Genomic DNA, 22,617 nt, shown 5'->3' on the forward strand with positions numbered 1-22,617 from the left:
CTTAATGATATGCTTAATCTAATGTTGGGTTTTATTACATAGTGTGGATTGGTAATCCGATTGCTTTTTCAGCAGCTTCCATGCTCATTTCACCTAAAGTTGGGTGAGCATGTACTGTTAATGCGATATCTTCAGCATTCATACCAGATTCAATAGCTAAACCTAATTCAGAGATGATATCAGAAGCACCAGTACCTACAACTTGAGCACCGATTAAAGTACCATCTTCTTTAAGTGTTAACAATTTAACAAATCCAGTAGTATCGTCTAATGATAATGCACGACCGTTAGCAGCATAAGGGAATTTAGAAGCTTTATAATCCAAGCCTTCTTCTTTAGCTTGTGCTTCGTTATAACCTACAGTTGCTAATTCTGGTTCAGTGAAACATACAGCAGGCATACCAATGTAATCTACTGCAGATTTTTCACCTGAAATTGCTTCAGCAGCAACTTTACCTTCATAGCTTGCTTTATGCGCAAGTGGTAAACCAGGAACGATATCACCGATAGCAAAGATATTTTTAACAGAAGTACGACTTTGATCGTCAACTTCTAATAATCCGCGGTCAGCAAATTTAAGTCCTAATTCTTCAAGACCCATTTCGTCAGTGTTTGGACGACGTCCAACTGTAACTAAAACATAATCAGCTTCGATTGATTTTTCTTCGCCTTTAGCTTCGTAAGTTACTTTAACACCGTCTGCTGTTTCTTCTGCAGATTTAGCCATTGCTTCAGTAACGATTTCGATACCTTTTTCTTTCATTTTTTTCTTAACAGGTTGTGTCATTTGTTTTTCGAAACCGCCTAAGATATCTTTGGCACCTTCCAAAATAGTAACTTCTGTACCGAAGTTCGCAAATGCTGTACCTAATTCAGAACCAATGTAACCGCCGCCTACTACGACTAATTTTTTAGGAGCTTCTTGTAAGTTTAAAGCGCCTGTTGAGTCGATAACACGTTCACCGAATTTGAAATTAGGAATTTCAATCGGTCTAGAACCTGTAGCAATGATTGCATTTTTGAAGTTGTAAGTTTGTGCACTTTTTTCATCCATAACACGTAAGCTGTTGCTGTCGTGGAAGTAAGCTTCACCTTTTACAATTTCAACTTTGTTTCCTTTTAATAAACCTTCAACACCGCCAGTTAATTTTTTAACGACAGATTTTTTGAAGTCTTGAACTTTATCATATTTAAGTTCAACATCTTTAGCGATAATACCTAAGTTATCTGAATGTTGCGCTTCTTGGAATACGTGTGAAACGTGCAATAATGCTTTAGATGGGATACATCCTACGTTAAGACATACACCGCCTAATTCGCCTTTCTCAACGATTGTAACTTTTTGTCCTAATTGTGCTGCGCGGATTGCTGCAACATAACCCCCAGGACCTGCTCCGATTACAATAGTATCTGTTTCAATTGGAAAATCACCAACTACCATGTTTTACCCCTCCATTAATAATAATTCTGGATTATTTAATAAACGTTTGATGTGGTTCATTGCGTTTTGACCAGTAGCACCATCAATTTGTCTATGGTCAAAGCTTAATGATAATGCTAATACAGGTGCTGCTACAATTTCCCCATCCTTAACAATAGGTTTTTGAGCGATACGGCCGATTCCTAAAATTGCTACCTCAGGGTAGTTAATTACAGGAGTGAACCATTGACCGCCTGCAGAACCGATGTTACTGATTGTGCATGAAGCACCTTTCATTTCGTCAGAAGTCAATTTACCATCACGAGCTTTAACAGCAAGTTCGTTGATTTCATCTGAAATTTCGAACATTGATTTGCGATCAGCGTGTTTAACAACTGGTACTAATAGACCACGTTCTGTATCAGCAGCAATACCGATATTCCAGTAGTGTTTATTAACTACTTCACCGTTTTCTTCATCAAATTCAGAGTTTAATGCTGGGTATTTCTTAAGCGCTGAAACTAGTGCTTTAACAACATAAGGTAAGAATGTTAATTTAGTACCTTGTTCCGCAGCAATCTCTTTGAATTTTTTACGGTGATCCCATAAAGCTTGTACTTCTACTTCGTCCATCAATGTTACATGAGGCGCAGTATGTTTAGAGTTTACCATAGCTTTTGCAATTGCTTTACGCATTGCTGGGATTTTTTCGCGTATTTCTGGGAATTCACCTTCAGCTGATACAGGTGCTGATTGTGCTGATGAAGTTTCTGCAGGTGCTGATTCGCTTGATGCAGCGCTTTCATCAACGCTAGAACTTGTATCTCCGCTTAAGTAAGCTTCAACGTCTGCTTTAGTGATACGTCCGTTTTTACCAGAACCTTTAACAGCTTTGATATTTACATCATTATCACGAGCAAATTTACGAACTGAAGGCATTGCTTTAACAACGCGGTTTTCGTCAATTTCTTCATCTTGAACTGGTGTTTGCGGTGCATCACCAGAAGCTGATTCAGTTCCCTCTTCTGAAACTGTTGCTGCTTGTTGTTTAGTTTCTTGTTGTTCTGCTGATTCTTCTTTGCTGTCATCGTGGCTGTGTCCGCCTTTGAATGACATTTCTTCTGCATCAGGTGCGTCAATTTTAACAATTGTGTCACCTACAACTGCTACTGTACCTTCGTCAACTACAACTTCTTCGATTGTACCTGAAACTGGAGAAGGGATTTCTACAACTGATTTATCATTTTGAACCTCAGCTAAGATATCATCTTCTTCAATTTCGTCTCCAGCTTTAACAAACCACTTTACAATTTCACCTTCGTGGATACCTTCACCAATATCGGGTAATTTAAATTCAAATGCCACGTTCTTGTCCTCCTAAAAGTCAATTTAAGTCATATAAACTAGTACAAAGAACAAAATTTGAAACAAAGTGTCATTCATTCAAGCTATAACCCTTGAGACGACAGTCATACTGAAATCAAATCAATATATTGTTCTAGTTTATATTTTGACATAAAACTTGATTCCGTTTCAACGAAATCTATCTTCAATTTTTCATTTTACTTCTCGGACAAACCATTTGCCCTTGCACTACTTAAAAGCTGCAAGGACAGAAATGTTTTGTCAAACTTTCAGATAGTTGCGGTTATTTGTTATCTACCCGAAAGTTGTTATTAATATGCCGATCAACTTTCTAATTATAAAGCGATTAGAAGTTTAAAGTTGCGTTAGCATGTTCAATGATATCGTTTTTGTTTGGTAACCAAACGTTTTCAGCTTCAGTGAACGGATAAACAGTGTCTGCTGCTGCAACACGTGCAATCGGAGCTTCTAATGAAAGAATTGCGCGTTCAGATAACTCAGCTGCAACTTGTGCACCTACACCAGCTTGGCGTTGTGCTTCTTGTACTACAACTGCGCGGCCTGTTTTTTCAACAGAAGCAACTAATGTTTCATAATCAACTGGTTGAACTGTACGTAAGTCGATCACTTCAACAGAAACGCCGTCTTTTTCAAGTTCTTCAGCTGCTTTTAATGATTCTTGAACCATTGCGCCGTAAGCGATAACAGTAAGGTCTGTACCTTCTTTTTTCACTTTAGCTTTTCCAAGTTCAATTTCATATTCTTCTTCCGGAACTTCTTCACGGAATGAACGATACAATTTCATATGCTCTAAATAAACGACTGGGTCGTTGCTTTTAATTGCAGAGATCAATAAACCTTTTGCATCGTAAGGGTTAGAAGGGATAACAACAGTCAATCCAGGAGATTGCGCTAAAATACCTTCTAAGTTATCAGCGTGAAGTTCTGGTGTATGCACACCACCACCGAATGGTGTACGGATTGTTACAGGTGCTGGTTTAGTGTTGCCTGAACGGAAACGTGTACGTGCAATTTGTCCAGCTACAGAGTCGAATACTTCGAATACGAAACCTAAGAATTGGATTTCCATTACAGGACGGAATCCTTCAGCAGCTAAACCTAAAGCTAAACCGCCGATTCCTGATTCAGCTAATGGAGTATCGAACACACGATCTTCACCGAATTCTTTTTGTAAACCTTCCGTTACACGGAATACGCCACCGTTAACACCAACGTCTTCACCAAAAACTAACACATTTTCATCATTTTGCAGTTCAGTTTTAAGTGCGTTGTTAATCGCTTGTACCATTGTCATTTGTGCCATGGTTTACTTCGACTCCTTCTCTTTGTAAATTTCATATTGTTCTGCCAAGTTAGACGGCATTTCTTCATACATGATTTCCATTAAGTCAGTCACTTTTTGTTTTTCAACTTTATCAGCTTCTTTGATTGCTTTCTTAATGTCATCTTTAGCTTGATCCATAACTTCTGTTTCTTTCTCTTCAGACCATAATCCTTTGCCTTCTAAGAATTTTCTGAAACGAACTAATGGGTCTTTTTTCTCCCATTCTGAATCTTCATCAGAAGTTCTGTAACGAGTTGGATCGTCACCAGCCATTGTATGCGGACCATAACGGTAAGTCATTGTTTCAATTAAAGTTGGTCCTTCTCCATTTACTGCACGATCACGTGCTTCTTTAGTTGCTTGATATACAGCTAAAGGATCCATACCATCTACTTGAATACCAGGAATACCTACTGCAATCGCTTTTTGAGCTAATGTTTGCGCAGCAGTTTGTTTGCTTCTTGGTGTTGAAATAGCGTAGTTGTTATTTTGAATTACAAAGATAGCAGGTACTTTATATGCAGATGCGAAGTTGATACCTTCATAGAAATCACCTTGTGATGATCCACCATCACCAGTATAAGTAATTGCTACTGCATCTTTACCGCGTTTTTTAATACCAAGTGCTACACCAGCAGTTTGTACATATTGAGCACCGATAATAATTTGAGGACTGAATGCGTTTACACCTTCAGGTATTTGATTTCCTTTAAAATGTCCTCTAGAGAATAAGAAAGCTTCTGTTAATGGTAAACCGTGCCAAATTAATTGTGGAACATCACGGTAACCTGGAAGAATCCAGTCTCCTTTTTCAAGAGCATATTGAGAAGCAAGTTGTGAAGCTTCTTGACCAGCAGTTGGCGCATAGAAACCTAAACGTCCTTGTCTGTTTAATGATACAGAACGTTGGTCTAAGACACGTGTCCAAACCATTCTTTCCATTAATTCAACTAATTGATCATCAGTTAAGTCTGGTAATAAGTCTTCGTTAACTACGTTCCCATCTTGGTCCAATATTTGAACCATCTTAAATTGTGCTTCAGTATCTTTCAATACTTTCTCAGCGTCGAATTGGGCTTGTAACTTCGGAGCCATTCAATTCACCATACCTTTCCCGTATAATTAAAATTCATTTCATCCAATAATTATTATAGCATACATTTCAAAAACTGTTAAACAAATATAAAAAGTTCTGTATCACTGATACAAAGTACAGTTCGAAGACCTGTACTAGTCAAAATAATGAAACTGTACCAGTGTTGTTTATTTAATCTGTTCAGCCGCTTCCATCTGTTTACCGCGTTCGTTGCGTGTTTTACTATATGCTTTAATTTTTTTATTTACATCTTTATATGAGTTATCAATTGCTTTTGTTTTTTCATCAATTTTAGATTGTTCTGCTTTACCGTTTGTATCCACAATATATTTGAACAAGTCTTTTTCTTTATCCAAGCTGTTTGTATAAGCTTTAGCATAAGCATCGTGCGCTTTATAATTATCTTCCATTGCTTTATTTGTTTTTTCTATGCCGTCTTTACGTTTTTTATTGCGGATTTTGCTTGTACGTTTCTTTGCTTCATCAAATTTTTTCTCAGATGCATCGAAAGCGTTTTCTTCTTTTTTAAATTCTTTTTTACGTTGATCTACATTATCGATGATTTTCTTAGAAGTATCTACGACTTTATTTGTGTCTTTCCCGTTAATCTTCTTAGCTAAATCATTTTTCTCATTCGTAAGTTTGTTGAGCTTTTCTCCAACTTTAACTGCTGCATTTTCTTTGTTGACAGCTTCTTTAAGTGTCTTGTTGTACTCTTTAATCTCGTGTGTATCCGTTGAACAGGCACCTAATACGAGTGAAGATGCAACCACCAAACCGAGTGTCTTGTTAAATTTCATTTTTTTGATTAGCCTCCTTGGGTATTTCAATAATGATGTTAATTAATTTCCACTCATTTCGCAAATACTTTTCTGTTCTATCCTTAATTTTTTTGTTATATTTTATAATAAGGACGGTGTATGACATGATTACTATGAAAGATATAATTAGAGACGGACACCCTACACTTCGTGAAAAAGCAAAAGAAGTTGAGTTTCCTTTATCAAATGAAGATCGCAATAAAATCCAAGAAATGCATGAGTTTTTAGTTAACAGCCAAGATGATGAAATCGCAAAAAAATACGGCTTACGTTCAGGTGTTGGTATTGCAGCACCTCAATTAAATATCTCTAAACGTATGCTTGCTGTTCATCTTCCTGATGATGGAGAAGGCAAATCTTATGAATTGATGTTAATCAACCCTAAAATTGTCAGCTATAGTGTTCAAGAAGCTTATCTGCCGACTGGCGAAGGCTGCTTAAGTGTTGATGAAGACATTCCAGGACTTGTTCATCGCCATAATCGTGTAACAGTTAAAGCGAAAGATATCGACGGCAACGACATTAACTTACGTCTTAAAGGTTATATTGCAATTGTAGTCCAACATGAAATTGATCATTTGGACGGCATTATGTTTTATGACCATATTGATAAAGAAAATCCGCTTCAACCGCACGAAGATGCTATCCGTCTGTTTTAAATAATAAGAACAACAAAACAAACCATATAGATTGCTTTTTGGGCAATCGTAATGAAGTGCTGATGTTAAAGTCAGCACTTTTTTATTTTGTCTTTTTATTGAGCTTGTTCAACTTGTGTATTCAACAAATGTCATGATTTCTGTTTTCATAAAATTGAATCCAGTCGTCTACTGTTATTTTCTCACTCAATTCACCGATTAAATCATAAGGTATATGATTGACATTGCGCATGCGGATACAGCTTTTCCCCATGTCCAGCTTTGTCGGCACGTCTTTTTGATAACGTGATATAAACCATCGCTTCAATTTTTCATCCCCATATATTCCCATATGATAGAGGTTGATAGAATTTTTCTGAGCTGCGATGCTGATAAAAGGAAGCGGTTCATCTTTGCGATTTAAATAACCATCAGGATACAGTGCTAACGGCACTACAAAACTTGGCATTCCATACTGCATAACAACCTGAAAACCCTTTGGCAAATGTTCAGCTACTGTTTCGAATAATTTTCTGAAGGCTGGTCGTCTTTTTTCATCAATTTTCATGATATAATCCTCAATCTCCACCCTATCAACCCTTTCTTTCCTTTAACATATGATTATTTTCCGACAAACAACTTATCAATAACCATTTAAATCGTATTTGTTTATATATGCGATGAATGCCCTTTCATCTTAGCATAGTTCAAGGTTATTCCCTTCTTTTTTGTTTACTATCTATCAGATTATTGGTATGCAAGTAAAACCGCTTTATTTATTGGTATACATCATGTAAAATAAGAGGTAACTGAAAATGAGTAAAAGTAGTAAGAGTCTCTAGTTATACTAAATTATTCATTTCAAAATAGAACGTCATTAAAATAAGTATCCTAGCAAACATACTGGGCAGTTAAGCTGGTATGTTGTATTTATTTATAAGAATAAGCTTGCACATCATTTATGATGAAATATACACCCAATAATTACTAGGATGTTAATTAATACTATATATGAAAAGAACTCAAACAATAGGAGGAAGAAATAAATTATGGCAATTTACAAAGTATTTTTTCAAGATGATAAATCAGAAGTGATCGTGCGTGAAAACACACACACTATCTACGTTGAAGGAAATTCTGAAGAAGAAGTAAGAAAATATTTGAAAAACAGAAATTATAACATTGAGTTTATAACTAAATTAGAGGGCGCACATTTAGAATATGAACAACAATCGGAAGATTATAAAGTGGAGCATATCCAATAATGAAGCAACTAAAAAATAATGAAGTCGGCGTATACGCACTTGGCGGACTTGGAGAAGTCGGCAAGAATACGTATGCTGTCGAATATAAAGATGAAATTGTCCTTATTGATGCAGGGATAAAATTCCCTGATGACAATTTATTAGGGATTGACTATGTCATCCCTGATTATTCTTATCTTGTACAAAACAAAGATAAGATTGTCGGGCTTTTCATCACACATGGACATGAAGACCATATCGGCGGTGTGCCCTTCTTATTAAAAGAACTTAATATACCGATATATGGCGGTCCTTTAGCACTTGGACTTATCCGCAACAAATTAGAAGAACATCATTTGCTAAGAACTGCTGAGTTGCATGAAATCAATGAAGATACAGAAATTGATTCTAAATATTTCAATATCTCATTTTATCTGACTACTCACAGTATTCCGGAAGCTTACGGTGTGATTGTGGATACTCCAGAAGGTAAAATTGTGCATACAGGTGATTTCAAATTTGATTTCACTCCTGTCGGCACACCTGCGAATATTGCAAAAATGGCCAAAATCGGTGAAGAAGGCGTTTTATGTCTTCTTTCTGATTCTACCAATGCTTTAGTCCCGAATTTCACTTTAAGTGAACGCGAAGTTGGACAAAATGTTGACAAAATTTTCCGTAAATGTACAGGCAGAATTATTTTTGCTACATTCGCTTCTAACATTTACCGCGTACAACAAGCTGTTGAAGCGGCTGTTAAATATAATCGGAAAATTGTTGTTTTTGGTCGTTCTATGGAAAATAACATTAAAATCGGGATGGAACTTGGTTACATTAAAGCACCACCTGAAACATTTATTGAACCTAATAAAATCAATTCAGTACCAAAACATGAATTGTTAATTTTATGTACTGGTTCTCAAGGTGAGCCAATGGCTGCACTTTCTAGAATTGCAAATGGTACACACAAACAAATTAAAATTATTCCTGAGGATACTGTTGTATTCAGTTCTTCACCTATCCCAGGCAACACAAAAAGTATTAACCGTACAATCAATGCATTGTACCGAGCTGGTGCAGATGTTATTCATAGTAAGATTTCTAATATCCACACATCAGGTCACGGTTCTCAAGGTGATCAGCAACTGATGCTTCGTTTGATTCGTCCGAAGTTCTTTATGCCGATTCATGGTGAGTATCGTATGTTGAAAGCACATTCTCAAACTGGTGTGCAATGCGGTGTTGAAGAAGATAATGTGTTTATCTTTGATAATGGTGATGTGTTGGCATTAACAAGAGATTCTGCACGTAAAGCAGGACGTATTCCGTCTGGAGATGTGCTGGTAGATGGAAGCGGTATTGGAGACATCGGTAATGTTGTTATCCGTGACCGTAAATTGTTATCTGAAGAAGGTTTAGTGATTGTTGTAGTAAGTATCGACTTCAATACAAACACTCTACTTTCAGGTCCTGATATTATTTCTCGTGGTTTTGTATACATGCGTGAATCAGGTCATTTAATTTATGATGCACAACGTAAAATTAAAACAGATGTCATCGGTAAATTAAACCAAAACAAAGATATACAATGGCATCAAATCAAGTCATCTATTATAGAAACATTGCAACCTTATCTTTATGAAAAAACAGCACGTAAACCCATGATTTTACCGGTAATTATGAAAGTAAATGAAGATGGCGAGCAAATTACTAAACCATCTAAACCGAAATCAAATTCTAAACCTAAGAAAAACAACAAAAAAGGTAATGGTTCGAACCCAAAAAATGAATCAAAAAATAATCAAGGCGGTCGTCCACCTAAACGCAATAATAACGGACGTAACGATCAATCTAAAAACAATAAACCCGCTAATAAAAAAGAATCAAGTTCTAAGTCAGGTTCAAACAGTACACAAAAACCACATCCAAAACCTAAAAATAAACCTGATTCTAAAAAAGAAAACAAAGAATAGTATATTTATATATTAAGAAATCCCGTATTACCAGTTTGGTAGTACGGGATTTTCTTATTTTCCTTGAGAGATAAACTCTAAAAATTCATCTCCCCATTTAATTACTATACATATATTTAGTGGACTAATTTTTTCTCAAATCTATTAAGGTCATTATCGTGACCAATCATAATCAAGATATCCCCTAATTCGATATTCATATTAGGATCTGGGGAAATAATGACATCTTTATCTCGCTTAATTGCAATAATATTAATACCATAATGCGCACGAATATCTAAATCTACAATTGATTGTCCTGCAATACGTTCATTTGCTTTAGCCTCAACAATTGAGTATTCATCTGCTAATTCTAGGTAATCTAATACACTTGCACTCGCAATATTATGAGCGATTCTACGTCCCATATCACGTTCTGGATGGACAACTAAATCCGCTCCGATTTTATTTAAGATTTTAGCGTGATAATCATTTTGCGCTTTAGCAATTACTTTTTTAACACCTAATTCTTTTAAAATCAATGTTGTCAAAGTACTCGTTTGAATATTTTCACCGATTGCAACAATGACTTGATCAAAGTTTCTAATACCTAAACTTTTCATCACTGCTTCATCTGTTGTATCCGCTACAACAGCATGTGTCGCAATTTCACTATATTCATTAACTCGAGCTTCGCTTAAGTCAATTGCCATAACATCCATGCCTAATGCATTCAGTTCTCTAACAATACTTCCGCCGAAGCGCCCTAATCCAATCACTACAAATTCTTTTTCCATAGTAACCTCCGAAAAATAAAAATGAGGCGAGGCATTGTTTAACTATACCTTGTTTGGTACAAGTGTATAGATTGCCTCGCCCCATCTGATTTTAAATATTAATAATGACCTTCTTCACTTTTACCTTCAACATAGTCTTTGCTGAAGATGAATAATCTCATTAATAATATTAACGATGGTATTAATAAAAGTAAACCACAAACTGCTGCAATTGTAAGTGCCAATGCCATCGGGTCATCTGTTTTATTCACATTACCATTAATGTAAGGATATAAGATGTATGGCCACTTACTGATACCGTATCCTCCAATTGCTGTAGCCATTTGTAAAATCACTAACATAAACGCTGTACCTGGGGATTTTTTCATAATTGTTAATACCCAAGCTGCAATTAAGCAGATAATACTGATTAAGAATAACCACCAGTATTGTGAAACAGCAATATCAAAGTGTTCTTTGTTTTGACTGCGTAATGTAATGAAAGCAAATAATGACACAAGTGCCATAGGCGGTCCCCAGAATATAAACCATTTTCTAAGTAAAGCATAAGCTTTCATCGCTTGTGCTTTTCGAGCATAGAATGTTAAGAAACCTGAAGAAATATACATCACTGCAACTAAAGCTAAGAATACGATTGACCAAGCAAACGGACTGAAGAATAAGTCTGCCCAGTTTAAATCAACATGGCCGCCTTTTCTAGTGATATAGCCGCCTTCAGAAATAACAAGTCCCATACTTAATGATGGCGGTATTAATAAACCGGCTATACTATAAATCAATAACCATGAAAACTTAGAATCTACACCGTAGTTTTGGAAAGCGTAGAAACTACCACGCATTGTTAGTAATAACAATCCAATAGAACCAGGCACTAACAAAACTGTTCCGTAATAGTAAGCAAAGTCAGGGAAGAACCCTACTATACCTACTGTAAAGAATACTAAAAATACGTTAGTAACTTCCCAAATAGGATTTAAATAACGCGCAATGATTGGCGTCAAAGTTTTTTGTGTTCCTCTTAATCTAGCTTGTAAAAGGAAAACACCGGCACCAAAGTCAATTGAAGCTACAACGATATAACAGAATAAGAACAAGTACAATACAATCATTCCTAATGCTGTAAAACTCATGATGCTTCACCTCGGTTTCCTTCTAATTTCTCAATATCTTTATATGGCGGTTTATTTTTAAACATACGAATTAGCACATATGCTGATGTGAACATAATAATAAAGTAAACTAATCCAAATGCTATAGTTACGCCAGTTAAACCTGCAGCATTTGTAGCCGCATCTGAAACTTTCATGTAACCTCTGATAATCCAAGGTTGACGACCCATTTCTGTTAAGAACCAACCGAACTCAATAGATAACATTGCTGCTGGTCCTGTAATCAACGTTGCATATAACAAAATTTTGTTAACTGAGAATTTACGCCATTTTTTAACGATTCTCGTTAACGTATAAATACCTGATACTGCTAAACAATACATACCGCCAGTAACCATTAAGTCAAAGAAGTAATGGACAATTAAAGGTGGCTGTGTATCTTTAGGAAACTCATTCAAGCCTTCAACTTTAGTATTAATATTGTTATCAGATAAGAAACTTAGCATACCAGGAATTTTGATTGCACCTGTAACTTTCTGATCTTTTTCATTCAATACACCAAAGACTTGTAAGTCCGCACGTTTTTCAGTGTCAAAATGCCATTCGTAGGCTGCTAATTTTTCAGGTTGTTCTTTGTGTAAGAATTTTGCTGACATATCTCCTGCTAAAATAGAACCGAGTGTAAAAATCAAACCTACAATCATTGTTAATTTTAATGCACCCTTATGATAGTCTCTATCTTGAGGAATTTTGTCTCTTAATAATTTGTATGCTGCAATAGCTGCTAATAAAAAGGCCATTGTCATAATTGCTGTCGTAATAACGTGGAATTGTCTAACGCCAAATGAAGCATTGAACATTGCTGCAATTGGATCCACATGAATCATACGACCATCTTTCATTTGGAAACCAGCTGGTGTGTTCATAAATGAGTTCACTGATGTAATGAAGAAAGCTGATAGCATACCTCCGATAACAACTGGTAAACCTATAATCATGTGTGTCCATTTATTTTTAAATCGATTCCAAGTATAGAAATATATACTTAAGAAAATTGCTTCAAAGAAGAATGCAAATACTTCCATGAATAATGGCAATGCAATGACGTGACCTGCTGTTTTCATAAATGTCGGCCAAAGTAATGATAATTGCAACTCGATAATCGTACCAGTTACAACTCCGACAGCTACAGTAATAGCATAGCCTTTCGCCCATCTTTTAGCTAATGTAATAAAGCGTGCGCTGTTCTTCTTGATGCCGATAAACTCAGCAATTACAAACATTAGTGGCATCCCCACGCCGATAGTTGCGAAAACTATGTGGACAGCTAATGTCATAGCAGTTAAAAATCTGCTTAGTTCTACTGCTCCCATGATATCACCCTAATCTTTTTATATTTGGTACTGTATAATGCCCGCAAGTTTCTAAGGAGTTGTATTTAAAATTTTGGTGTGGTTCTAGGTGATGATACTAATCTTTTCAACTTCACACATGTGGTATTTCATACACTCTTTCTCTTCACTAATGCACCAAGCTTGATTTTGTTTTTCACTTTTAATAAAGTTAAGTCATCAATTTATACAAAGGAAGATTTAACTATGACTCAAGTAACAATCTACACACAAAATGAATGTCCACCTTGTCAATTTGTAAAAAATTATTTTGATGAACATAACGTGGCTTATACCGAAAAAAATATCTCAAACTCGACTTTTCGAAATGAAATGATTGATTATGATGCTTTTTCTACACCTTTTATCTTGATTGACGATCATCCTATGTATCAGGTAGATTTAGATAAAATCAATCAACTACTTCAAATACATCATTAGTCACTTAAGAAAAAATGCACTGTATTCTTATAATTACCATGAAGTGTAATAGTTTAAACAATTATAGTTCGGCTAGTACATACACAGTACTATCTATGTTACGCTTCATCAAGCTTCTTTACAATTATTATAATCACATTTTACATTATATAGTTTTTTTATCCTAATATTTTGTCACAAATTTGTAAAAGATAAAAATATGTCGACACAATTAAAAAAATTGTCAAAAGTTGATAATAAAAGAAGACAGAACTGCGCTTCGATAAATGATGACACACAAAATAACCGTGTAAGCATGAATTTCACTTCGTGCTTACACGGTTTATTTTGTAATTATACTTAAGCGTTTTTAGTATATTCTTCAACCAAAGCTACAACTTCTTCTGAAGTCGCACATTGAATTGCTTTATCGCCTAATTCTTTCATATCACTTTCATTCAATGATCTAATTAAACGACGAGCTTTTAAGATTGATGTAGCACTCATAGAGAACTCATCTAATCCGAAACCTAACAACAATGGAATTGCTGTTTGATCCCCAGCCATTTCACCACACATACCTGTCCATTTACCTTCTGCATGTGAAGCTTCGATAACTTGCTTAACCAAACGCAAAATTGCTGGATTGTATGGTTGGTATAAATAAGAAACGCGTTCTGACATACGGTCAGCAGCCATTGTATACTGAATTAAATCATTTGTACCAATACTGAAGAAGTCTACTTCTTTAGCAAATACATCAGCAAGTGCTGCAGTTGAAGGAATTTCTACCATTATTCCTAATTCAATATCATCTGCTACTTCATAGCCTTCTTTTTTAAGATTAGCACGTTCTTCTTCAAGTATAGCTTTAGCATCACGGAATTCTTGAATTGTAGCAACCATAGGGAACATAATGTTCAACTTACCGAACACAGAGGCACGCAATAACGCACGTAATTGTGGTCGGAATATTTCAGGTTGAGCCAAGCATAAACGAATTGCACGGTAACCTAAGAATGGATTCATTTCTTCTGGCAAGTCAAGATAAGGTAATTCTTTGTCGCCGCCGATATCTAAAGTACGAACAACTACACGTTTACCTTTCATTGCTTCTAATACTGCTTTATATGCTTCAAACTGTTCTTCTTCAGTAGGCATTTGGTCTCTGCCCATGTATAAGAATTCAGTTCTATATAAACCAATACCTTCTGCACCATTTTCAATAACACCAGGCAAGTCATTAGGTGTACCGATATTTGCTGCAAGTTCAACATGATGACCATCAGCAGTTACTGAATCAGCATCACGTAATTTTTGCAATTCTTGCTTATCTTTAAAGAAGTTTTCACGTTTTTCTTGATATTCTGCAATTACCTCATCACTTGGATTAATAAGTACGTCACCAGTCATACCATCAACAATAACAGTATCTCCAGCCTCAACTTCTTCAGTAATAGATTTAGTACCTACTACTGCTGGAATTTCTAAAGAACGACTCATAATTGCTGAATGAGATGTTCTGCCTCCGATGTTTGTTACGAATCCTTGCACATATTCTTTATTCAATTGTGCAGTATCAGATGGTGTTAAGTCATTACCAATAATGACTACGCTTTCATCAATGATACTCGGATTTGGTAATTCAACACCTAAGATATGTGCTAATACACGTTTCGAAACATCACGGATATCAGCCGCACGTTCTGCCATATACTCATTGTCCATTGATTCAAAAATTGTGATAAATTGATTAGAAACGTCTGTTAAAGCTTGTGCAGCATTAACATTTTCGTTTTTAATCTTATCTTCAATTGGTTGGATAAGTTCAGGATCTTCAAGAACTAATAAATGTGCATCGAAAATAGCTGCTTTATCCGCACCCAATTGTTTTTCGGCATTATTTCTGATTTTAGTCAATTCAACTTTAGATTTATTAAGTGCGCCATTAAATTTAGCGACTTCAGCATCCGTATCTGCCACTGATTCATTATCAAATGATAGGTCAGGTTCAACTAACAGATAGGCTTTTGCAATTGCAACACCATCAGATGCTGCAATGCCTTTGATTTGTTTAGCCATATTATTCAGTTAATCCTTCTTTAGATAACACTTCAGTGATAGCTTGGATAGCATCTGCTTCGTCGCTACCGTCAGCATAGATAGTAATTTCTGCATCTTTGCCGACACCTAAACTCATAACACCCATAATAGATTTCAAGTTGACTTTTTTGCCGTTGTATTCTAATTGAATATCTGAATCAAATTTTGAAGCTGTTTGTACAAGCATTGTTGCTGGACGAGCGTGAATACCTGTTTCGTCGATGATAGTGTATGATTGTTGTTCCATAATAATCTTTCTCCTTCGCATCAATAAATTAGTGATAATTCACCTTTACATTATTACACATTAACTTTACCAAAATATGCATCTAAATTCAATTTGTTAATTCCTTGAGACCGTAAGATTTTTTTCTAATTTGTGAAAAAATTAACAATTATTCACCCGTTGGAGTTGCCAATAATTTTTTGGCAACGTTTTCACATTTCTGGATGTGTTCATCTCCTAATTTTTTCATAAAGTAATAACTGATTGACGCAGAAATAGCTTGACCCACTAATGGGAACCATTTTGTTTGCTTAGCAGCAGTACGCTTAGCAACATCTTTAATTGCGACTTTTAAAATAGCTTTGGATACTGTACGCCCGATAAATTGGCTACCTTGAATAGATGCGGCTACTAAAATACGCTCTTTCAAGTCATCACTCATATGACTCACTTGTTTATGATCTAAACCGTAAATTTTATTGATATCTTCAATAATGTCTTTCATCAATTTTAAATCTACACCGAAATCAAGCCCAGGAATTGGAACGACACTCGCTGCAGAAGACCAAAGTGACTTCTTGCGCACAAGTTCTTCTGCTCTTGCACGTCTGCGCTCTAAATCACTGTCATTGACTGGTAAAGCTGATTTCCCTGTAACCGGCTCTAAATCCATCACTTTATTGCCTAATTTATCACTTGTATTTTTAATCAATTTATCTTTAATTCCCATTTTCTTTCAACCTCCATTATATAATTTCTTCTTTACTTGATACCCGAACGAATACCACTTTTAGATACTTAGAAGGTTTATAATGCGGATTAGTTTTGAAGTCTTTTGGCAATCCCATTACCTCTTCAATTTCAAAATCTACATTCGCATCATTCAATGTTTTTTTAATCATATTTTTGAATGCTTTAGAAGAAAGTGCACTTGAATTTGTACTTAAAATTAATACACCGTCTTCATTCAAAATCGGTAATGCTTCTTCAATCAACTTATGATAATCTTTTTGTACTGTAAATACCTTCTTCTTATTACGTGCAAAACTTGGGGGATCAATCACAATTGTGTCGTATACACGATTATGTCTTGCAGCATAATGATAGAAATCAAAAGTATCCATTACATAAATAAATTGTGTTTTCGGGTCAATACCATTTACCCCGAAATTCTCTTCTGTCAAACTTCTTGAACGGTTTGCTAAATCAACACTTGTAGTATCCGCTGCGGTTTCAGCTGCAATAACTGAAAATGCTCCAGTATAACTGAAAAGATTCAATACATGATGATCAGGTGCATAAACATCACGTAGTTTTTTACGTACTTCTTTTTGGTCTAAGAAAATGCCCGTCATTGGACCGTCGTCTAAATCAACATTATAAAATGTAAAGTTTTCTTCAATGATAATTGGAAATTCTGGAGCTTCACCAGTTACGTATCCACTTTCAACAGCATCATCTTTAAATCGTGTTTTTTCAAAGATTGAAGTATATGGAAAGACATCTTGAACCGCATTAAGTACAATATTTCTAAATGCATAAATACCTTTTGAATACCATTGAACAAGTAAGTGACCATTATAATTATCTATAGTTAATCCGCCGATTCCATCTCCTTCTGCATTAAAAAGACGAAATGCATTTGTGCCATCTATATTAAAGAAATATTGACGGTAATCTAATGCTTCTTGGAATAATTCTGTAAAAAATGATGTATCGATTGTTTGCTCTGAGTCATAACTTAATACCCAACCTAATCCTTTATGTTGACGTCCAACATAAGCAGTTGCGATATAACGTCCATTATCAGTAACAATGTGAAAAATATCTCCATCTTCTAAATGGCTATGCTCATATATATCTTCTTCGTCTACTAAAGGATATTGATTTAAATACTTTTGTTCTTTACCTTTATTAATAACTGCTGTCTTCATATTAAATTCCGCCTTTTATAAGTATTTTATTTCATGTTAACGTATCATAACTTTCCTTTCTAAAAAGAAAGTTTAAAAAGCTGAGAAACTACTTAGCGTTCCTCAGCTTTGAATTTTACTGATTATCTACAGGAGTACGCATTTGAATTACAAACGCAATAATGACTGCAACCAGCATAATTAATAAAATTGGTGTGATAAAAATAGATAATAACAACCCGTGAATCATGATATTCACAAACTCAGTCAACAATTTAAAGAATAAGATACTGATCATGAACATTTGTACATAATAAAATTTACCACGTAAGAAATGCGTTAATGTTGTAATGATATAAATTATAATCACAACTAACAGTAAGAATAAAGTAATCCATTCAATGACGTAAGAAGTTTGGGATAATTCCCATTCACCTGAGGCAAATAAAGCATTTCTGTTATTCAATTCTAATAAGGTAAATAAGAATAAAACAATACCGCAAATCAGTTCAACAATTCCCGGTTTAATCCATTTTGGACGTTTCATCCAGTTAGGAATATCATCGTCTTGTATATCAATTTTTTCCTTGATTGTGTTTTTGAATTTATCACGTTTATTTCTGATTTTTTCTAAATCGATGCTTCGTCGAGTTCGATGTGTAAATTCTTGTGTACGTTCTTGGAACTCACGGAATTGTTCTTTCGTCTGGCTCATTGCACCATTTTTATCCGTACGAGAATACTCCATCTCTTCGCCTAGCTCTGCTTTAGTAAGCGGTAATGATCTTCTAAGGAAAAGGAAATTCCAAATCGATATTTGGGCTAGTATCCACATTACGATGAAGAAAGCATTTACACTTAAAATATCTATCATCGCAATTTCATGACTCTCGATACGGCCATATAATGCAATTTGTGTTATTAAATAACTAATTCCATATGCAGAAATTATCCATAAATAGTGTTCTTTTCTATGATTATGGTTCAAATCATCTTTATAGACAATGTAACCTGTATGCACGATAAATGGTACAACAAAAATAATTGCCGCAAAGCCATAGACTTGTGTCATCAAGATAATTGTAATAATAAAGAATAAAATTCCCACAATTAGGAAGAATATTGAAATGTCATAATCATATTTTGTTGTCACGAATAACAAATAACCAATCCATAATAATGCAACGCCGAATACTATGATAAATATGGCACTGAATATAGGGAACTGGCCGATAAACCGACTCATAATCCGGATAATTTCTCCGAAAAATGCGTTGATAAAATCCCACACATTATAAATATGTATATCAACCTTGCTCCCCTTAGCAAGCTTATGAATAAAGGACAAATTCAAAAGTATTATGATTCCAATGAAAAGTGAAACAATGCCAATAATCAAACTAAAAATGATCTCAGCGTGCTTCTTAAAATACGACATGTTTTTCACCTCATAGTTATTATATAGGAACATAAGTGTTGTGTCTTTAGTGAATGCAATAAATCATTCTATGGTAGTACATAGTATATAGGAATTAAAGTTTACTCTCAATCGGTTAATACCCTAAATTAATGCTTAAAATGCTTATTCATAAAAATCCTAAAGGATATTGTAATAGTAAGCCTTAACGTTCTAAAAGCACCTTGACAATCACGTTTAAAAAGCATACATTTATTATAAATCAATATAGAAAGCACTAGGGGTGTTTCGTAACTGAGATGAAGCAGTTTTGCTTCAAACCCTTTGAACCTGATCTAGCTGAGACTAGCGTAGGAAAGTGTGGGATGTCTGCCGGCAATTTAATAAGGGCTATGCCGGTCTGTTCCGATGCCTATTTCACGCAGCTTGCTAGACAAGTTTGTGTGTTTTTTATTTATAGGAGGAATTATTGCTTATGTCAAAAGGACTTAAACTTTCAGACATCTTGGTAACTGTATTAATTGCAGTGGTTTTCGCTATTATTTACAACATTTGGAATTTAGTTTACAAAGCGATGCAAGTCACTGGACTACACCTTGAAGAACTCTCTTATGGTATGTGGTTCGCAGCTGCAGTCGTAGCTTACTTGATCATCCCTAAACCTGGTATTGCAATACTTGCTGAATTTGCAGCGGGTGCTGGTGAAACAATTGTTATGGGACGCTTTGATATTGCAACAATGGTTTATGGATTATTGCAAGGGATAGCTTGTGAAATCATTTTTGCGATTTTCCGTTACAAATCACGTACAGTAATGGTCGCAATGCTTGCTGGTTTAGCTGCCGCACTAGTGACTTTCCCTATCGACTACTACTATGGTTATTTAGGAGAAGTTGCAGGTTGGAACTTGTTCTTATATGTATTCTTCCGTTGTATCAGCGGTATTGTACTTGCAGGTCTCTTCCCTTATTACTTAGTTAAAGCACTCGATAAGACAGGTGTTACGAAATTATTCAGACCTGCTTCTCAAAAAGATTACGATAATTTGTAAGGAGAATTCACCTTGTTACGTGCCAAAAATTTACGACTCAAATATCCAAATGCGCCTGACAAAATATTTGATGGCTTAAATATAGAAATACAGGATAAGCAAAAAGTCTTATTATTAGGACCATCAGGATGTGGAAAAAGTACATTACTCAATGTACTAAGTGGGATTGTTCCTAATTTAATAGAGTTTCCGATGAAGTATGATGAACTAGAAGTTGATTTAAATAGTGGTGTTATTTTCCAAGATCCTGATACTCAATTTTGTATGCCGAAAGTTTATGAAGAACTTGCTTTTGTATTAGAAAATAGACAAGTCCCCCGCAAAGAAATGGATCAATTAATTTTAGATGCTTTAGCTTCAGTTGATTTAGATGTGGGACCAAAGCAAACTGTACAAAAGTTAAGTGGCGGAATGAAACAAAAATTAGCAATTGCTGAAACAGTCTTACAAAAAGCTCACACCCTCTTTTTAGATGAGCCAACAGCAATGTTAGATGTGGATGCTACTGAAGATCTGTGGAATCATATTAAAGAAATGTGGCATGACCAAACTGTTTTAATCGTTGAACACAAAGTTGAACATATTTGGGAACATATTGACCGTGTTATTTTAATGAATTACCACGGTGAGATTATTGCCGATGATACACCTGAAGTTATTTTACATCAACATGAAGCATTATTAACTGAATATGGTGTGTGGCATCCTCGTGCTTGGGATTATGCACCTGAAAGTACTTTGCCATCAGATTCTGAAATCCAACCTGATTTTCAATTCCGTAATGGTGAAATTATACGCGGTAAAAAATCATTAATTCAAATCCCGGAATTTGAAATCGGGGCTGGAGAATGGATTACTATTACCGGAAAAAACGGTTCAGGCAAAACAACATTGCTAGAATCTATGATGCAGTTGATCAAGTATCGCGGTAAAATGACCTACCAAGGTCAGCATTTAAATAAAATTAAAGAAGCTGCTCAGCATATGTATTTGGTCTATCAAAATCCTGAATTACAGTTCATTACAAACTCTGTATATGAAGAAATCTTTATTAATTTTAGTGGCGACCACGCAAAAGATGCAACTGAGGAACTTATTAAAATGCTGAACTTAGAAGCTGTGCGCGACCACCATCCATTCGAACTTTCAATGGGACAAAAGCGTCGTTTAAGTGTCGCAACTGCATTAAGTTCACGTGCAGATATTATCTTGTTGGATGAACCGACTTTTGGTTTAGATAGTCATAATACTTTCAACTTGTTATCTTTATTTCAAAAACGTGTCGCTCAAGGTCAAACAATTGTGATGGTAACACATGACCCTCATATAATTGAGCGCTATCCGACAAGACGCATTGAATTACGCGATCATTTACTAAGTGAAGAACAACTTTTTGAAACGGAAGGTGAATATAATGTATGAAGCATGGAAACGCTATTTCACCTTCGTTGATAATGTCAATATCATCACGAAATTAGGATTAGGTGTATTCCTATTTTTCTTCGTTATTTTCGTGCACAACTTTGATATTATGATTTATTTGACTGCGTTTATGTTGATATTCTTACTTATTTTCGGGGGCATGAAATTCAAAGTCACAGCTTTGTTTGTTTTATATACCGTAATATTCAGTATTATCTCTGCACTCTTTATGATTTTTTACGGAGACGGGACACATACCCTCTTCAAGTTAGGTATTATCAACATCACAACTGAAAGTTTAGTTCGTGGTCTGCATTTATCAATGCGTACAGATACTGTGACATTCTTTGGCATCGTTATGGCCTTTACTTCTCAAATTGTCATGATTTTTTACAGTTTAATGCAGCACTTAAAAGTTAAACCAAAAGTAGCTTATGCATTTATGGCAGCAATTCGTATGGTGCCGCTTATTATTTCCTCATTTGTACAATTACGCAAGTCTTTAAAAATGCGTTATCAAATGGTGGATAAATCGAATTATCGTGGATTTGCACGAATGAAACATTTAATTATTCCGTTGCTCAGTCAAAACATTCGTAAAGCACATCAACTTTCAGTTGCTATGGAGAAAAAAGGTTTTAAAGACGGTCCGAGAACATATTATTATAATGCACCATTTAGTTATCGTGATATCCTCTTTATCCTGTTGTTTGCGATAATCTTAATTATTGCTGTATTATTAGCACATTATTTACCTATTACAGGAATTACAGACGTGCGCGGTTGACGCACTCAAAACTTTTCCTTACAATGCATATCTGGGTTGTGGTAGTCGAGCTGCAACCCAACCAATTTTACATTTTCATTCATCCATATCTTTTCCAGCA

The 22,617-nt window shown here is 35.2% G+C and carries 20 protein-coding genes, 1 pseudogene and 1 riboswitch; of the genes and pseudogenes, 7 read left to right on the top strand and 14 right to left on the bottom strand.

Going from position 1 to position 22,617, the window contains the following annotated elements:
• Positions 1–34: 34 nt before the first annotated feature.
• The 5 genes from lpdA to A4G25_RS04125 all read right to left on the bottom strand — a co-directional run bounded on the left by lpdA (position 35) and on the right by A4G25_RS04125 (position 6,026).
• A complete protein-coding gene (lpdA, locus tag A4G25_RS04105) occupies positions 35–1,441 on the bottom strand; it encodes a dihydrolipoyl dehydrogenase (protein ID WP_047132411.1) in 1,407 nt (468 codons plus the stop codon).
• 3 nt (positions 1,442–1,444) lie between these two features.
• The gene (locus A4G25_RS04110) at positions 1,445–2,785 is read right to left on the bottom strand and encodes a dihydrolipoamide acetyltransferase family protein (protein ID WP_047132410.1); all 1,341 of its coding nucleotides are present in this window, start codon (positions 2,783–2,785) and stop codon (positions 1,445–1,447) included.
• A 346-nt stretch (positions 2,786–3,131) separates the two neighbouring features.
• Positions 3,132–4,109 carry an alpha-ketoacid dehydrogenase subunit beta gene (locus A4G25_RS04115; protein WP_047132409.1) on the bottom strand — a complete coding sequence of 326 codons (978 nt, stop codon included), beginning with the start codon at positions 4,107–4,109 and terminating at the stop codon, positions 3,132–3,134.
• Positions 4,110–4,112: 3 nt separating this feature from the next.
• Entirely contained in the window at positions 4,113–5,225 is a 1,113-nt protein-coding gene (gene pdhA / locus A4G25_RS04120) for a pyruvate dehydrogenase (acetyl-transferring) E1 component subunit alpha (protein ID WP_047132408.1), read from the bottom strand.
• A gap of 168 nt (positions 5,226–5,393) precedes the next feature.
• On the bottom strand, positions 5,394–6,026 hold the full coding sequence (locus A4G25_RS04125) for a YkyA family protein (RefSeq protein ID WP_047132407.1): 633 nt from the start codon (positions 6,024–6,026) through the stop codon (positions 5,394–5,396).
• Between the two features lie 125 nt (positions 6,027–6,151).
• Between A4G25_RS04125 and def the strand changes: the two genes are divergently transcribed.
• Positions 6,152–6,706 carry a peptide deformylase gene (def, locus tag A4G25_RS04130; RefSeq protein ID WP_015899969.1) on the top strand — a complete coding sequence of 185 codons (555 nt, stop codon included), beginning with the start codon at positions 6,152–6,154 and terminating at the stop codon, positions 6,704–6,706.
• 121 nt (positions 6,707–6,827) lie between these two features.
• On the opposite strand, the gene A4G25_RS04135 is transcribed toward def, so the two are convergent.
• Positions 6,828–7,253: a DUF1801 domain-containing protein gene (locus A4G25_RS04135; protein WP_047132406.1), complete on the bottom strand. Its 426-nt coding sequence runs from the start codon at positions 7,251–7,253 to the stop codon at positions 6,828–6,830.
• Between the two features lie 481 nt (positions 7,254–7,734).
• Between A4G25_RS04135 and A4G25_RS04140 the strand changes: the two genes are divergently transcribed.
• Positions 7,735–7,950 (top strand): DNA-dependent RNA polymerase subunit epsilon, encoded by a 216-nt coding sequence (locus tag A4G25_RS04140; RefSeq protein WP_047132405.1) that lies wholly within the window; start codon positions 7,735–7,737, stop codon positions 7,948–7,950.
• Positions 7,950–9,644: pseudogene (gene rnjA / locus A4G25_RS04145) on the top strand (ribonuclease J1); the annotation flags it as partial. The gene A4G25_RS04140 and the pseudogene rnjA, both read left to right, overlap by 1 nt.
• A gap of 374 nt (positions 9,645–10,018) precedes the next feature.
• Here the strand turns inward: rnjA and A4G25_RS04150 are convergent.
• The 3 genes from A4G25_RS04150 to A4G25_RS04160 all read right to left on the bottom strand — a co-directional run bounded on the left by A4G25_RS04150 (position 10,019) and on the right by A4G25_RS04160 (position 13,160).
• Positions 10,019–10,678 (bottom strand): potassium channel family protein, encoded by a 660-nt coding sequence (locus tag A4G25_RS04150; RefSeq protein WP_015899963.1) that lies wholly within the window; start codon positions 10,676–10,678, stop codon positions 10,019–10,021.
• Between the two features lie 98 nt (positions 10,679–10,776).
• The gene (locus A4G25_RS04155; RefSeq protein WP_047132403.1) at positions 10,777–11,808 is read right to left on the bottom strand and encodes a cytochrome d ubiquinol oxidase subunit II; all 1,032 of its coding nucleotides are present in this window, start codon (positions 11,806–11,808) and stop codon (positions 10,777–10,779) included.
• Positions 11,805–13,160, bottom strand: coding sequence for a cytochrome ubiquinol oxidase subunit I (locus tag A4G25_RS04160; protein ID WP_047132402.1), 1,356 nt, complete (start codon positions 13,158–13,160; stop codon positions 11,805–11,807). The genes A4G25_RS04155 and A4G25_RS04160 overlap by 4 nt, the downstream gene beginning before the upstream one ends.
• Before the next feature lie 225 nt (positions 13,161–13,385).
• Here A4G25_RS04160 and A4G25_RS04165 point away from each other — a divergent pair, with 225 nt between their 5' ends.
• A complete protein-coding gene (locus A4G25_RS04165; RefSeq protein WP_047132401.1) occupies positions 13,386–13,619 on the top strand; it encodes a glutaredoxin family protein in 234 nt (77 codons plus the stop codon).
• 339 nt (positions 13,620–13,958) lie between these two features.
• On the opposite strand, the gene ptsP is transcribed toward A4G25_RS04165, so the two are convergent.
• From ptsP to auxA, 5 genes are all read right to left on the bottom strand, one after another.
• Positions 13,959–15,680, bottom strand: coding sequence for a phosphoenolpyruvate--protein phosphotransferase (gene ptsP, locus A4G25_RS04170; protein ID WP_047132400.1), 1,722 nt, complete (start codon positions 15,678–15,680; stop codon positions 13,959–13,961).
• A gap of 1 nt (position 15,681) precedes the next feature.
• Positions 15,682–15,948, bottom strand: a complete 267-nt coding sequence (locus A4G25_RS04175) for a phosphocarrier protein HPr (protein WP_047132399.1) — start codon at positions 15,946–15,948, stop codon at positions 15,682–15,684.
• 148 nt (positions 15,949–16,096) lie between these two features.
• On the bottom strand, positions 16,097–16,657 hold the full coding sequence (locus tag A4G25_RS04180; RefSeq protein ID WP_047132398.1) for a hypothetical protein: 561 nt from the start codon (positions 16,655–16,657) through the stop codon (positions 16,097–16,099).
• Between the two features lie 16 nt (positions 16,658–16,673).
• A complete protein-coding gene (locus tag A4G25_RS04185; protein WP_047132397.1) occupies positions 16,674–17,861 on the bottom strand; it encodes a class I SAM-dependent rRNA methyltransferase in 1,188 nt (395 codons plus the stop codon).
• A 115-nt stretch (positions 17,862–17,976) separates the two neighbouring features.
• Positions 17,977–19,278, bottom strand: coding sequence for a lipoteichoic acid stability factor AuxA (auxA, locus tag A4G25_RS04190; RefSeq protein ID WP_047132396.1), 1,302 nt, complete (start codon positions 19,276–19,278; stop codon positions 17,977–17,979).
• 248 nt (positions 19,279–19,526) lie between these two features.
• A riboswitch (TPP riboswitch) is annotated at positions 19,527–19,631 on the top strand.
• Positions 19,632–19,732: 101 nt separating this feature from the next.
• Here auxA and A4G25_RS04195 point away from each other — a divergent pair.
• Genes A4G25_RS04195 through A4G25_RS04205 form a run of 3 tightly spaced genes read left to right on the top strand, consistent with a single transcriptional unit; the run spans position 19,733 to position 22,517 of the window.
• The gene (locus A4G25_RS04195; protein ID WP_047132395.1) at positions 19,733–20,308 is read left to right on the top strand and encodes an ECF transporter S component; all 576 of its coding nucleotides are present in this window, start codon (positions 19,733–19,735) and stop codon (positions 20,306–20,308) included.
• Positions 20,309–20,320: 12 nt separating this feature from the next.
• Entirely contained in the window at positions 20,321–21,730 is a 1,410-nt protein-coding gene (locus A4G25_RS04200; protein ID WP_047132394.1) for an ABC transporter ATP-binding protein, read from the top strand.
• Positions 21,723–22,517, top strand: coding sequence for an energy-coupling factor transporter transmembrane component T family protein (locus tag A4G25_RS04205; protein WP_047132393.1), 795 nt, complete (start codon positions 21,723–21,725; stop codon positions 22,515–22,517). Before A4G25_RS04200 ends, A4G25_RS04205 begins: the two co-directional genes overlap by 8 nt.
• Positions 22,518–22,617 lie beyond the last annotated feature (100 nt).

The sequence above is a fragment of the Staphylococcus condimenti genome (genome assembly GCF_001618885.1).
GTDB classification, from domain to species: domain Bacteria; phylum Bacillota; class Bacilli; order Staphylococcales; family Staphylococcaceae; genus Staphylococcus; species Staphylococcus condimenti.